This is a genomic window from Agromyces sp. NPDC055520 (genome assembly GCF_053619715.1).
Genome location: NZ_JBSHJY010000024.1, coordinates 15,007 through 28,756, shown reverse-complemented (window position 1 = coordinate 28,756; position 13,750 = coordinate 15,007). Strand labels below are relative to the sequence as shown.

At 70.8% G+C, this 13,750-nt stretch carries 11 protein-coding genes, 1 tRNA gene and 1 other RNA gene; 3 read left to right on the top strand and 10 right to left on the bottom strand.

Annotated elements, in window-relative coordinates:
• Positions 1 to 148: 148 nt before the first annotated feature.
• From ACWGST_RS11090 to ACWGST_RS11075, 4 genes are all read right to left on the bottom strand, one after another.
• The gene (locus tag ACWGST_RS11090; RefSeq protein WP_452046722.1) at positions 149 to 1,003 is read right to left on the bottom strand and encodes an aminoglycoside phosphotransferase family protein; all 855 of its coding nucleotides are present in this window, start codon (positions 1,001 to 1,003) and stop codon (positions 149 to 151) included.
• Entirely contained in the window at positions 1,000 to 2,241 is a 1,242-nt protein-coding gene (locus ACWGST_RS11085; RefSeq protein WP_452046721.1) for a DNA polymerase domain-containing protein, read from the bottom strand. Before ACWGST_RS11085 ends, ACWGST_RS11090 begins: the two co-directional genes overlap by 4 nt.
• A 73-nt stretch (positions 2,242 to 2,314) precedes the next feature.
• Positions 2,315 to 2,932 (bottom strand): hypothetical protein, encoded by a 618-nt coding sequence (locus tag ACWGST_RS11080; protein ID WP_452046720.1) that lies wholly within the window; start codon positions 2,930 to 2,932, stop codon positions 2,315 to 2,317.
• Positions 2,929 to 3,789 (bottom strand): endonuclease/exonuclease/phosphatase family protein, encoded by an 861-nt coding sequence (locus ACWGST_RS11075; RefSeq protein WP_452046719.1) that lies wholly within the window; start codon positions 3,787 to 3,789, stop codon positions 2,929 to 2,931. The genes ACWGST_RS11080 and ACWGST_RS11075 overlap by 4 nt, the downstream gene beginning before the upstream one ends.
• 51 nt (positions 3,790 to 3,840) lie before the next feature.
• Here ACWGST_RS11075 and ACWGST_RS11070 point away from each other — a divergent pair, with 51 nt between their 5' ends.
• The gene (locus ACWGST_RS11070) at positions 3,841 to 5,694 is read left to right on the top strand and encodes a helicase HerA-like domain-containing protein (protein ID WP_452046718.1); all 1,854 of its coding nucleotides are present in this window, start codon (positions 3,841 to 3,843) and stop codon (positions 5,692 to 5,694) included.
• 106 nt (positions 5,695 to 5,800) lie between these two features.
• Here ACWGST_RS11070 and ACWGST_RS11065 read toward each other — a convergent pair whose 3' ends face one another.
• From ACWGST_RS11065 to ACWGST_RS11040, 6 genes are all read right to left on the bottom strand, one after another.
• Positions 5,801 to 6,280, bottom strand: coding sequence for a hypothetical protein (locus tag ACWGST_RS11065; protein WP_452046717.1), 480 nt, complete (start codon positions 6,278 to 6,280; stop codon positions 5,801 to 5,803).
• A 269-nt stretch (positions 6,281 to 6,549) separates the two neighbouring features.
• Positions 6,550 to 6,634 (bottom strand) — tRNA-Ser (locus ACWGST_RS11060).
• Positions 6,633 to 6,729: signal recognition particle sRNA small type (ffs, locus tag ACWGST_RS11055), an RNA gene on the bottom strand. The genes ACWGST_RS11060 and ffs overlap by 2 nt, the downstream gene beginning before the upstream one ends.
• 62 nt (positions 6,730 to 6,791) lie before the next feature.
• Positions 6,792 to 7,778: an NAD-dependent epimerase/dehydratase family protein gene (locus tag ACWGST_RS11050; protein ID WP_452046716.1), complete on the bottom strand. Its 987-nt coding sequence runs from the start codon at positions 7,776 to 7,778 to the stop codon at positions 6,792 to 6,794.
• Positions 7,775 to 8,794 (bottom strand): bile acid:sodium symporter family protein, encoded by a 1,020-nt coding sequence (locus tag ACWGST_RS11045; protein WP_452046715.1) that lies wholly within the window; start codon positions 8,792 to 8,794, stop codon positions 7,775 to 7,777. Before ACWGST_RS11045 ends, ACWGST_RS11050 begins: the two co-directional genes overlap by 4 nt.
• Complete coding sequence (locus ACWGST_RS11040) at positions 8,791 to 10,206, bottom strand: flavin-containing monooxygenase (protein ID WP_452046714.1); 1,416 nt, start codon at positions 10,204 to 10,206, stop codon at positions 8,791 to 8,793. The genes ACWGST_RS11045 and ACWGST_RS11040 overlap by 4 nt, the downstream gene beginning before the upstream one ends.
• Before the next feature lie 148 nt (positions 10,207 to 10,354).
• Between ACWGST_RS11040 and pta the strand changes: the two genes are divergently transcribed.
• Complete coding sequence (gene pta / locus ACWGST_RS11035) at positions 10,355 to 12,517, top strand: phosphate acetyltransferase (RefSeq protein ID WP_452046713.1); 2,163 nt, start codon at positions 10,355 to 10,357, stop codon at positions 12,515 to 12,517.
• Complete coding sequence (locus tag ACWGST_RS11030) at positions 12,514 to 13,737, top strand: acetate/propionate family kinase (protein WP_452046712.1); 1,224 nt, start codon at positions 12,514 to 12,516, stop codon at positions 13,735 to 13,737. The genes pta and ACWGST_RS11030 overlap by 4 nt, the downstream gene beginning before the upstream one ends.
• Positions 13,738 to 13,750 lie beyond the last annotated feature (13 nt).

Genomic DNA, 13,750 nt, shown 5'->3' with positions numbered 1-13,750 from the left:
GGCGGGTGCGGGTCGCGTGGCGTCTCGAACGGCAATGCGGGGCAGGCGAGTGTCGACCGGCCCGTTCGATCAGTCTCGCGGGGCGGTGATCGGGTGACAAGGACGACCCACCGTGAATAATCGGCCGCGGTGCTCGTGCGAGCGCGATTCAGCGCCGCTGCAACGTCGTCGCGAGCTCGCCGACGGCCGCGGCGGACTCGGCTCGGCCCGGGTCGTCGTCGAGAGCGAACCACGTCGACGAGAGGGCGCACCAGGCCACGAGCCACTCGGCGAGGCGACCGGCATCGAGACCGGTCGCCTCGAGCACCACGCCGAACTGCCGTTCGAGGCGACCGGGGCGCAGCGCCCGCTCGGGCGACGGGTTGCAGAGCAGGTTGCAGGAGTCGAAGGCCGCCTCGCCGAAGAGGCCCTTCGGGTCGATCGCGAGCCAGCCGCGCTCGCCGAAGTCGAGCACGTTGCCGTGATGCAGGTCGCCGTGCAGCACGACGGGCTCGCGCGGGTCGTCGAAGAGCGCCGCAGCGAGGTCCGCGCCCCGCCGGTGCAGCGGGCCGAGCGCGTCGGCATGGGCGAAGAGCTCGCGGAACCAGGTCGGCAGGTCGACGAGCGCGGGCGGGTCGGGGCGGTCGAGCACGAGCGCGGATGCCGCGTGGATGCGGTCGCCCGCCGAGCAGATCGTGCGCGTGGCGTCGTCGTCACGACCCTCGGCGACGAAGCGCACGAGGTCGAGCGGGCCCGTCGCACGCTCGAGGAGCAGGGCTTCGTCGCGGTGGTCGAGCACGCGTGCGGCGCCGTGGCCATCGAGTGCCACGAGGAGTTCGGCGCCGCGCCGTTCTTCGTCGGTGCGGGCGAGTTTCAGCATCGCCGGCTCGCCGTCGTTCGTGGTGACGGGGATGAGCCGGCTCGACGATGTCGACACGGGGTCGCCGTCGGGACGCAAGCGCAAGCGCCGCAGCCACGCGGCATCGCCGGCGAATCCGGGATCCACCGGGCCGAGGTCGCTCACGGGCGATCCCACTCCTTGCCGGCCCACGGGTCGTAGTCGATCTCGAGGGGCTCCTGCCCGGGGCGCTGCGCCTCGGGCACGTGCTGCAGATTGACCCGGATGCGGTACCAGAGCGACGAACTGCCGCGCATGCCGTCGACGAGCACGTCGGCGGGGTGGAGCAGGGCCACGACATCGGGGTGCCGCGCCTTCCAGCGTTCGAGCCCCTCGAGCGCCTCGGGCTTGGTCTCGGCCCGGGCGATCTCGATGAGGGGCATCGTCGAGGCGCGGCGCCCCGAGCCGTCGGAGGACTTGGGGGGCTTCTCGGCCGGGCCGAGCTCTTCGGCGAGGGCGAGCAGCCCGTCGAGGCTGCCGACGGCGTCGTCGATGCCGGCCGCCGGGTCGCCGCGCTCGGCGAACCGCAGGGGCACGGTCGCCACGGTGAAGCGCTCGGGGCGGCTGCCGCGCACCTCGCTCCAGTCGAGCGGCGTCGACACGCGCGCGTCGGGCAGCGGCCGAATGGAGTACGCCGAGGCGACGGTGCGGTCCTTCGCGTTCTGGTTGAAGTCGACGAAGACGCTCTCGCCCCGCTCCTCCTTCCACCACCTCGCCGACGCCATGCCGGGTGCCCGGTTCTCGACTTCGCGCGCGAGCGTCTCGGCGGCGAGCCGCACCTCGCGGTAGTCCCACCGCGGTTCGATGCGCACGTTGATGTGCAGCCCGCGGGAGCCCGAGGTCTTCGGCCAGCCGACGAGCCCGTGGTCGGCGAGCACGTCGCGGGCGACCATCGCGACGTCGACGATCTGCGCCCACTCGACGCCCGGCATGGGGTCGAGGTCGACGCGCAGCTCATCGGGGTGGTCGAGGTCCTCGGCCCGCACCGGATGGGGGTTCAGGTCGAGGCAGCCGAGGTTCACGACCCAGGCGAGCGCCGCGGCGTCGCGGATCACGACCTCCTCGGCCGAGTTGCCCGAGGCGTAGTGCAGCGTCGCGGTCTCGATCCAGTCGGGCCGCTTCTCGGGGGCGCGCTTCTGGAAGAAGGCCTCGTGGTCGATGCCCTTCACGAAGCGCTTCAGCACCATCGGCCGCCCGCCGGCGCCGCGCAGCGCCCCGTCGGCGACGGCGACGGCGAGGTAGTACCGCACGACGTCGAGCTTCGTGAGGCCGGGCCCTGGGAACACCATCTTGTCGGGGCTGCTGATGCGCACCTCGCGGTCGTCGATCTGCAGCACCTCGGCCGTCGACGCCTTGGGGCTCACGTGCTCCACACTATTGCGCGGCGCCGCCGAAGGGGAGGGCGCCGTCTCAGGTAGCAGCGCCGCGTCGGCGCGCTCAACCCCGCAGACCCGCCCGCCGCGTGGGCAACCGTTCGTCTGCCCGACGGGGGCGATCTGCCAGGAACCGCATCGACAGGCCGGCGGCGAGCGAGCCGAGGCCGCCCTGCAGGAGGTCGCCGAGGGTATCCGAGTAGCCGGTCATGATCTCGTGGTCGATGTAGGTGCGCCCGAACCACTCGAAGTACTCCCAGAGCACGCCGAGCGCGAGTCCGAGTGCCGTGACCGTGACCGCGGCCGAGAGCACCGGGCGAGGCAGCGTCTCGGCATCGGCGATCACGTGGAGGCGCACGAGCACGATGTAGAGCATCGCCGCGGCGACGCCGTTCATGAGGAAATGCATGGGGATGTCCCACCAGCGCGTCGTGATGAAGAGCCCCAGCACGCTGCTCCAGGTCGAGACGAGCACCACAGCGCCGAAGAGGAGGTCGAGGGCGGGCCGTACTCGCAGCAGTCGGGGGACGAGCATCGCGGCCGATGCCGCCACGAAGCTGAGCCCCGAGAGCAGGCCCCACCCGACGCCCGCCACGACGATGCTGAGCACTCCGAGCACGCGGAGTGCGTCGGCGACGATCTCGGCCGGTCCTTCAGGGCGCCGCAGCGACGTGCGGATCATGCCTTCAGACTAGATTGTCGGCTGCTCGCGCGGCGGAGAACGGCCTGCATCGGCTCATGGTCGGATGCCGCGCGGCCCGCGAATCTCGCCGTGTTGATTCCGGCGCTGCGGACGTCGACGCCGCGGCCGACGAGGATGAGATCGATGCGTCGACCGCCTCGCCGCGGTGGGCGGTAGTTCGAGAACGTCCCCCAGTGCGGTGTCAGCCGCTCGGTCGCGACCTCCCAAGCATCCCGGAGCACCCCTTGCGCCGTCAGCCGGCCGTGGAGGGCGGAGTCGGGGGCCGCGTTGACGTCGCCGGTCACGACGGTCATCGCATCGGGTTCCGCCGACTCCGCCTGCTGCACGAGGTCGAGGATCATCGCCGCCGATGCGAGCCGGGAGCGCCACGAGAGGTGGTCGAGATGGGTGTTGAACGCGAGCACTCGCGCTCCGGTCGCCGTGTCGGTGAACTCCGCCGACACGAGGATGCGCCGGGTCAGGTTGCCGAACGACCTCGAGCCGGGAAGGTCGGGGGTCGCCGAGAGGGCCCGCTGTCGCCACGCGGTCAGCTCGAGCCGTTCCTCGTCGTAGAAGATCGCGCAGTGCTCGTCACCGCCCGTGGCGCTGCGGCCGCGCCCGACCCACCGGTATCGCGGTCCGAGGGCGTCTGCGATCGCGTCGACCTGGCCGGCGAGCGCCTCCTGCACGCCGAGGAGCGTCGGTTGCTCGGCGCGCAGCAGACGCCGCACGAGCGGCTCGCGCCCCTCCCAGCGGTCGGGGCTGCCGGGGAGCGCGCCGGTGCGTCGCCTCACGTTGAACGTCATCACGTGCACGTCGGGCGCGTCCACAGGTCCGATCAGCGCCGCATCGGTCATGCGCCCAGCGTACGCATCCGCCGGGCGCGGCCCGCATCGTAGGATCGCACCATGGCTGATGACGCGGTGAGGCGGGCGCAGGAGGCGGCTGCGGCAGCCGCCGAAGCGGCGAAGGCGCTGCAGGCGCAGGCCGAGGAGGCGATCCGCAAGGCCGAGGATGCCGCCGCGCTCGCGAAGGCGGCGGCCGAAGCGGCTGCGGGGGCTGGGGCTGCGGCACCGGCACCGACGGCGCCCACCGCCGAGAAGCCTGCGGCCGAGGCATCCGGCCCGCTCGACGAGGCCCAGATCGAGGTGATCCGCGCCGGCTACGCACTGAAGGGCGCCGCGCTCGAGATCGGTGCGCTCGTCAACGGCGAGGCGCTGCCCGACGTGCCGGTGCGCATCCCCCTCGCGATGACGAATCGGCACGGGCTCGTCGCCGGGGCGACGGGCACCGGCAAGACCCGCACGCTGCAAGTGCTCGCCGAACAGCTCTCGGCGCACGGCGTGGCCGTCTTCGCCGCCGACATCAAGGGCGACCTCTCGGGCATCGCGACGCCGGGGGAGGGCAACGAGAAGCTGCTCGCCCGCACGGCGGGCATCGGCCAGGAGTGGACCCCCGCGACCTTCCCGACCGAGTTCTACTCGCTCGGCGGCGTCGGCCGGGGCGTGCCGATCCGCGCGACGATCTCGGGCTTCGGGCCGCTCCTGCTCTCGAAGGCGCTCGGCCTGAACGAGACGCAGGAGTCGAGCCTCGGGCTCGTCTTCCACTACGCGAACAACAACAACCTCGCCCTGCTCGACCTCGAAGACCTGCGGGCGGTGCTCGCCTACCTCATCAGCGACGAGGGCAAGGCCGAGCTCGAGGGACTCGGCGGCCTGTCGAAGGCGACGGTCGGAGTGATCCTCCGCGAGCTCATCACCTTCGCCGATCAGGGCGCCGACGTCTTCTTCGGCGAACCCGAGATCGACACGGCGGAGTTCCTGCGCGTGGCATCCGACGGCCGGGGTGTCATCAGCCTGCTCGAGGTGCCGGGCGTCGCCGACAAGCCGGCGCTCTACTCGACCTTCCTCATGTGGCTGCTCGCCGACCTCTTCACCGACCTGCCAGAGGTCGGCGACCTCGACCAGCCCAAGCTCGTGTTCTTCTTCGACGAGGCGCACTTGCTCTTCAACGACGCCTCGAAGGACTTCCTCGCGCAGATCACGCAGACCGTTCGGCTCATCCGCTCGAAGGGCGTCGGCGTCTTCTTCGTGACGCAGACCCCGAAGGACGTGCCGACCGACGTGCTCGCCCAGCTCGGATCGCGCGTGCAGCACCAGTTGCGCGCGTTCACGCCCGACGATGCGAAGGCGCTGCGCGCGTCCGTCTCGACGTATCCGAATTCGGGCTACGACCTCGAGGAGGCGCTCACCCAGCTCGGCACGGGTGAGGCGATCGTCACCGTCATGAACGAGAAGGGCGCGCCGAGCCCCGTCGCGTGGACCAGGCTTCGCGCCCCGCAGGCGTCGATGTCGCCGTCGCCCGCTGCGGTGATCGATGCCGCGGTCGCCGCGTCGCCGCTCATGGCGAAGTACGGCACCGGCATCGATCGCGAGTCGGCGCACGAGATCCTCACGAAGAAGCTCGCGGATGCCGCGGCGAAGGTCGACGCCGAAGCGGCCGCCGTCGCGAAGGCGAAGGCCGACGCCGAGTTCGAGAAGATGCAGGCGAAGATCCGGGCGGATGCCGCGAAGGCCGACAGGAAGGCGCAGGCCGAGTACGACCGGCTCATGAAGCAGACCTCGACGACCTCGCGATCGCGTTCGCGCTCGTCCCGATCGAAGGAGAAGTCGGCGCTCGAGCAGGTGCTCGGCTCGAAGACGACGCAGAACGTGCTGACGAGCGTCATCACCGGCATCTTCGGCATGGCCAAGCGGAAGTAGTCGCAGGCTCGAGGGTCGAAGGGGCGCGCCATGGTCCACGAGATGATGGACGCGCGCCCGAGATCTGCCCGTACCGCCCGTACCGCGCCGCCGACCGGTGCCGCGGTCAGCGGGTGAGCGAGCGTCGTTCGAACCAGTAGAGCAGTCGCGGGTTCGACCCGCGCAGCTCGGCGAGCGTCATCGGTTCGGAGCCGATGGTCTCCTCGACGCCGAGCGCCTCGGCGACCCGGTCCATGGTCGCATCGTCCCAGAACCGGCCGCGCATGCGGAACGCGCCCCGGCCCGTGCGTTCGATGACGAAGAGCTCTTGCGTCGTGTCGAGGCTGTTGGATCGGTAGAGCTGCACCCGCAGCACGCCGGCGACGTCGCGGGCGGCCACGGTCGAGACGCCGCCGAAGAAGCCGCGTTCGACGATGCCGTAACGGCTGATCGACGCGTTGGCGCGGTGGTAGCCGACCCAGGCGACGGCGATCACCGTCAGCACCGCCGCGGCGGTCGCGGCGATGACCGGCCATGCCTCCCGGGGGTCCATCAGCCAGAGTTCGGCGGCCAGCACCGGCACCGCGAGGGCGGCGATCGGCAACACCGTGCTTCGTCCGAGGGTGCGGCGTGGCCTCAGGGTTTCGACCCTGAGGCCCTCGCCCCCTACTGCCGCCGCCTCGATGGAGGAGCCCCCTGCATCCCCGCTCCTCGTAATCATCGCTGCCGCTGACATCTCTCACATCATGGACGCCCCGCAGGGAATGCGCTATTCCGCATTAATGAGGACACGGCGCCTGCGGGCGCGAGAATCCGGCCGCCAAATGCAGAACGGCCCCGGTGAATTCGGGGCCGTTCTGCGTGCTGATCCACGGGCGGAGGATGGGGGATTCGAACCCCCGAGGGCTTGCACCCAACACGCTTTCCAAGCGTGCGCCATAGGCCACTAGGCGAATCCTCCCGGGGACTCCTCACGCACCCGCCAGAGCCCGGTTGCCCTTGCTGCGTTTCCGCCCTGGGGGAGTTGGCCTGGATGGCGCCACGTGAGGAGCCGGAGACAGTCTACCCGAGCCCGAGCAGCCGATTTGACCGCGGGGTTCTCCGCTCCCGCGACCGATTCAGCGAGCGGATGCCTCGGGGCCGGTGTGTGCGCGAGCCGGCCGTGCCGCGCGCGCGACGAGGTACGCGGCGAACGCCTCGAGGCTCGTCTTGGCCGGGGTGTAGCCGAGCACCGACTTCAGGCGCGAGTTGTCGAGCACGGGGCGGTGCTGCAAGAAGCCGACGCGCTCTGGTCCGTGCACCGTCAACCGAACCGTGTGGCCGACGCGCAGCGCGAAGGCGAGCATGGCCGGAGACACCGTGATCGTGCGCTTGCCGAGTGCGCCCGCGATCTCGGAGACGGTGACGCGGCCGTCGCCCGCGACGTTGAAGACGCCCGTCACCTGGCCGGTCGCGCCGCGCACGATCGCGCCGACGACGTCGTCGACCCACACGAAGACGAACGGGCTCTCGGAGCCGCGGATCGCGAGGATGAGCGGGGCGTCCCAGAGCGCCGTGATCTGGTTGGCGACGGTCGGGCCGAGGACCGTGCCGATGCGCAGCACGACCTGCCCGAGCTCGGGGTGCGCGACGCGGTACTCGGCGAGCATCTCCTCGACGAGCCGCTTGTGCCGCGAGTAGCTGAACTCCTCGTTGCCGCGGATCGTATCGGTCTCGACGAGCCACTCGGGGTTGTCGGCGTGGTAGCCGTAGGCGGCGCCCGACGACGACACGACGATGCGGCTCACGCCGAACGCCACGGCCGCGTCGAGCACGTTGCGGGTGCCCTCGACGTCGACGCGGTACTCGACGTCTTCGCGGAGCCCGCCCGGGTTCACGATCGCGGCGAGGTGCACGATCGTGTCGATGCGGTGGTCGCGCACGACGGCGGCGACGTTCGCGGCATCCGTCACGTCGCAGTGTTCGACGACGACGCCGTCGGGTGCGTCGGCCGGTGTGCGCACATCGCCGGCGACCACGAGATCGACGCCGGGGTGCTTCGCGAGTGCGTGTACGGCGCTCGACCCGAGGAACCCGGCGCCGCCCGTGACGAGGATGCGCCTCACGGGGCAGGCTCGCCGTCGTTCGGGCCGGCGGCGAGCGGCGGCACCGCAGACCGAGCGGAGTCGGTCGCAGCGTCGGCCGCCTCGGCTGAGGCGGGCCCCGAGACGAGCGCCGCGGCATCCGTTCGCTTGGAATGCCGTGCCCAGAGGGTCGCGACCGTGAGGCCGGCGATGATGTCCCAGATGCCCCACCAGCCGGCCACGACGGCCATGCCGCCGAGTCCGCCGAAGAAGGCGAAGACCAGGCCGAGGCCGAGGCCCGCGTTGCGGATGCCGACCTCGAACGTGATCGCCTTGCGGTCGCGCACGCCGAGGCCGCCGATGCGGGCGCTCGCGTAGCCGAGCCCGAGCGCCACGGCGTCGTGCAGGAACACCGCGAGCAGCACGACCCCGATGAACGCCATGAAGATCGCCCAGTTGCCGATGAGGGCCGCGGCGATGAAGCCGACGAGGCCGATGAGGCTCACCCAGCGGGCGTACGGCTGCACCTTCGCCGCGAAGCGCGGCCACCGGGCGCGGATGAGGAGGCCCGTGAAGAACGGCACGCCGATGATGAGGAAGATCTCGAGCAGCATCTGCCAGCCGTCGAGGCGCACCTCGTGCATGAGCGTGCTCGCCGTCGGGTGCAGTCCGCCCCAGAACGCGAGGCTGATCGGCAGCAGGAAGATGTAGACGACGTTCGAGACGGCCGTCATCGACACCGAGAGGGCGACGTTGCCGCCCGAACGGTAGGTCAGCACCTGCGAGATGTTGCCCGGCGGGCAGCACGCCACGAGGATCATGCCGAGCGCGATCGAGGCCTGCACGTCGAGCAGCAGCGTGAGCCCGAAGGTGACCGCGGGCAGCAGCACGATCTGCGCGATCAAGGCGATGATCATGGCCTTCGGTGCCTTGGCCACGGCCTTGAAGTCCGACGGGGCGGTGTCGAGCGCGATGCCGAACATGATGAGGCCGAGCACGACGTTGAGCGCGACGAGCGAGCCCGGAGCGAAGTTCAGGACGACGTCGTCGATGTTCATGCGCGGCTCCGCTTCGCTGTTGTTGCTGTTGCTGTTGCTGCTGCTGCTGTTGCTCGTTCAGGGGATTCTGGCGACACGCCGTCTGGTGGCAGGCTCTCGCGGCGTGTCGCCGAAATCCCCTGAACGGGCAACAGGGTCGCGAGCAGCTTCTTGACCGTGCGGCGGTAGGCGTCCTTGTTGACGTAGTACGACATGCGGTCGAGGCCGAGGTAGTCGTAGCCGCCGGTGAGGTCGGGCCACGGGGCATCCGCTCGCTGTCGGAACCGGGCTGCGGCCTCGGGCGCGTCGGCGGAAGCGGCGAGGTAGGCGGCGATGAGCTCGGCCTGCTCGTAGCGGCCCTGCCAGCCGATGCCAGACGCCTCGATCATGCCGAGCACGAAGAGGCCGTTGAACGAGGGCGGGAACACGTTCATGAAGAGCGAGGGCGACGCACCCCGCCAGTTCAGGTGCTCGCGCGCGACGAACGGGTAGTCGAGGCGGTACCCCGTCGCGAGCATGACGAGGTCGTAGTCGGCCGACGATCCGTCGACGAAGTGCACCGTGCGCCCGTCGAAGCGGTCGATATCGGGAACCACTCGAAGGTCGCCCTGGCCGAGGTGGTTCAGCACCATCGTGTTCACGATCGGGTGCGACTCGTAGATCTTGTAGTCGGGCTTCGGGAATCCGAACTTCACCGGGTCGCCCGTGAACGCCTTCAGCACACGCGTGTCGATGAACTGCTTGAGGCACGCCGGCAGCGGCCGGCCCTGGTTCAGCGTGTCGGAGGGGCGGCCGAAGAGATAACGGGGCACGAAATAATAGCCGCGCCGCACACTCAGATCGACGGATGCCGCGTGGTGCACCGCATCGACCGCGATGTCGCACCCGGAGTTGCCGGCACCGATGATGAGCACGCGCTCGCCGTCGAACACCTTCGCCGACTTGTACGCGCTCGTGTGCATGATCTCGCCCGTGAACTCGCCCGCGAATCCGGGCACGTTGGGCTCGGAGAGCGTGCCGTTGGCGAGGATCACGGCCGAGTAGTCGCCCGTGATCGTCTCGCCCTCGGCGGTGACGGCGGTGACCCGCCAGCCGCCCTCAGGAGCGGGCGAGACATCCGTCACCCTCGTCTCGAAGCGGTAGTGCTCGCGCAGGCCGTACGCGTCGGCGAAGGCGCGGAAGTACTCGAGCAGCTCGCGGTGACCCGGGTAGTCGGCGGTGGAGGCCATGGGGAACTCGGCGAACTCGGTCGTCGTGCGGCTCGAGATGAGGTGCGCCGACTCGTACATCGTCGAGCGCGGGTTGTCGATGTTCCAGAGGCCGCCGACGTCGGGGCCGGCCTCGAAGCCGTCGAAGGGGATGCCGGCGCGGCTGAGCGCTCGTGCACCGGCGAGACCGGACGGGCCCGCTCCGATGAGGGCGATGTGGTGCATGGGGCTCCTGGGTGGGGACGCGTCGGTGGGGGAGCCGGCGCGGCACGTCGATGTGCCCGAACAGCATAAGCGAACACCGCTCGCTTTCCGGACGCATCCGCCCCTCGAGCATGTCAACCCCCGGAGCCCGTCGCAATAGGCTGGACGTGTGGCGCACCGCATCTACATCTGTTCGGCAGAGGGCAACACGGGCAAGTCGACCGTGGCGCTCGGCACCCTCGACACCCTGACCCGCAGGGCGACCCGGGTGGGGGTGTTCCGGCCCGTCGCCCGATCGACGGCCGAGCGCGACTACGTGCTCGAACTGCTGCTCGCGCACGAGGGCGTCGTGCCGATCGACTACGACGACGCGGTCGGCGTGGGCTACGACGACGTGCACGCCGACCCCGACGGCGCCCTCGCCACGATCGTGCGGCGGTTCAAGGCCGTCGAAGACCGGTGCGACGCCGTCGTCATCATCGGCTCCGACTTCACGGATGTCGGCAGCCCCACCGAGCTCGCGTACAACGCGCGCATCGCAGCCAACCTCGGCGCGCCCGTGCTGCTCGTGCTCGGCGGCCGGGTCGGCCAGGGGCAGGGGCGCAGCCGCACCGAACGGCTCGGCTACTCCGACGCACGCAGCCCCGAGGCGCTCGCCCAGCTCACCGAGCTCGCCGTCGAAGAGCTCGAGCGCGAGCACGCCACGCTGCTCGGCATCGTCGCGAACCGCGCCGACCCCGAGCGGCTCGGCGAGATCATCGAGGCGGTCGCCGTTGCGGCATCGACCGGCCCCGGGGCATCCGCTCGCCCTGCTCACGGCCCCGCCGTCGCCACGTGGGCGATCCCCGAAGACCCCTACCTCGTCGCCCCCTCGATGCGCGCGATCATGGCAGCGGTCGACGGCACGTTGCACGCCGGCGACCCCGAATTGCTCAGCCGCGAGGCGCTCGGCGTCATCATCGGCGCGATGTCGATGGAGAATGTGCTCGCTCGTCTGACCGAGGGCGCCGTCGTCGTCGTGCCCGGCGACCGCAGCGAGGTGCTGCTCGGCGTGCTCACCGCGCACTCGAGCGCGACGTTCCCGTCGCTGTCGGGCATCGTGCTGAACGGCGGGTTCCCGATCGCCGAGGCGGTCGACCGGCTGGTCGACGGGCTGAAGGCCGGGCTGCCGATCATCCGCACCGAGCTCTCGAGCTACGACACGGCGCTCGCGATCACGCACACCAGGGGCCGACTCGCCGCCGAGTCGCAGCGCAAGCGCGACACCGCGCTCGCCCTCTTCGAGAAGCACGTCGACGGTCAGGCGCTGCTCGATCTGCTCGAGGTCGCGCGGCCCGAGGTCGTGACCCCGCTCATGTTCGAGTACGACCTGCTCGAGCGGGCCAGGCAGCAGCGCAAGCGCATCGTGCTGCCCGAGGGCTACGACGACCGGGTGCTGCGCGCGGCAGCGACCCTGCTCGCCCGCGACGTCGCCGACCTCACGATCCTCGGCGAGGAGATCGAGGTTCGGTCGCGCGCGATCAGCCTCGGCCTCGACATCTCGAAGGCCGAAGTGCTCTCGAACCACGACTTCGTGCACGTCGCCCGCTTCGCCGAGGAGTACCAACGGCGGCGGGCGCACAAGGGCGTGACGCTCGAGCAGGCGCGCGAGACCGTGCAAGACGTGTCGTACTTCGGCACCATGATGGTCGAGCTCGGCCTCGCCGACGGCATGGTCTCGGGGGCGGCGCACACGACGGCGCACACGATCAGGCCCTCGTTCGAGGTCATCAAGACGAAGCCCGGCGTCGACGTCGTCTCGAGCGTGTTCCTCATGGCGCTCGCCGACCGGGTGCTCGTCTACGGCGACTGCGCGATCGTGCCCGACCCGACCGCCGCGCAGCTCGCCGACATCGCGATCTCGTCGGCCGAGACGGCGACGCAGTTCGGCATCGAGCCGCGCATCGCGATGCTCTCGTACTCGACGGGCGAATCGGGCTCGGGCGCCGACGTCGACAAGGTGCGCCGGGCCACCGAGCTCGTGCGCGAGCGCGCCCCGCACCTCGCCGTCGAGGGCCCGATCCAGTACGACGCGGCCGCCGACGCCGCGGTTGCGCGAACGAAACTGCCCGAGTCGGATGTCGCGGGGCGGGCGACGGTCTTCATCTTCCCCGACCTCAACACCGGCAACAACACGTACAAGGCGGTGCAGCGCTCCTCGGGCGCCGTCGCGATCGGACCCGTGCTGCAGGGGTTGCGCAAGCCCATCAACGACCTCTCGCGCGGCGCCCTGGTGCAAGACATCGTCAACACCGTGGCCATCACGGCGATCCAGGCGGCGGATGCCTCGTGAGCATCGTGCTCGTGGTGAACTCGGGTTCGTCGTCGCTGAAGTACCAGCTCATCGAGGTCGAGTCGTCGCAGACGCTCGCAAGCGGACTCGTCGAGCGCATCGGGCGCGGCGTCGGGCGCTCCCGTCATGCGGTTCCTGAGCCCACTTCGGTCCCTGAGCCTGTCGAAGGGCCGTCCTCCTGGAGCACGGACGTCGAGGTGGCCGACCACTTCGGCGCTTTCGAGGTGATGCTCGCCGCGTTCGCCGAGCACGGCCCCTCGCTCGAGACGCAGGCCCCGATCGCGGTGGGGCACCGGGTCGTGCAGGGCGGAGCGCGGTTCTTCGAACCGACCGTGATCACCCCGCTCGTGAAGATCAACATCGACGAGCTCTCGGCGCTCGCACCGCTGCACAACCCCGCGAACCTCGAGGGCATCGAGGCGGCGCAACGGGCGTTCCCCGAGGTGCCGCACGTCGCGGTCTTCGACACGGCGTTCCACCAGACGATGCCGCCGGCCGCATACACCTACGCGATCGACCGCGAGCTCGCGGCGAAGCACCGCATCCGCCGGTACGGGTTCCACGGCACCTCGCACCGATTCGTGTCGCGGGCCGCGGCGGCGTATCTCGAACGGCCCGTCGAGGAGCTTCGCATGATCGTGCTGCACCTCGGCAACGGGGCATCCGCCTGCGCGGTCGACGGGGGGCGCTCGGTCGAGACGAGCATGGGCATGACGCCGCTCGAGGGGCTCGTCATGGGCACGCGCTCGGGCGACATCGACCCCGCGGTGCTGCTGCACCTCGAGCGCCGGGCGGGACTCGACGCCGACGGCCTCGATCGCCTGCTGAACTCGCAGAGCGGCATCCTCGGGCTCAGCGGCCACGCCGACATGCGCGACCTCGTCGCGGCGCAGGCGGCGGGCGACGAGGCGTCGACGCTCGCCCTCGACGTCTACGCGCACCGCGTGCGCTCGTACATCGGGGCGTACGCCGCCCAACTCGGCCGGGTCGACGCGATCGTCTTCACCGCGGGGGTCGGCGAGAACTCGCCCGAGGTGCGCGCGCTCTCGCTCGCGGGGCTCGAGGGCTTCGGCGTCGAGCTCGACGCGGAGCGCAACGGCGAGCGAGGTTCCGTCGCGCGTCGCATCTCGACGGATGCCTCGAAGACCGCCGTGCTCGTCGTGCCGACGAACGAGGAGCTCGAGATCGCCCGTCAGTCGCTCGAGCTCGTCGGGGTCTGACCGGACCCCGCTC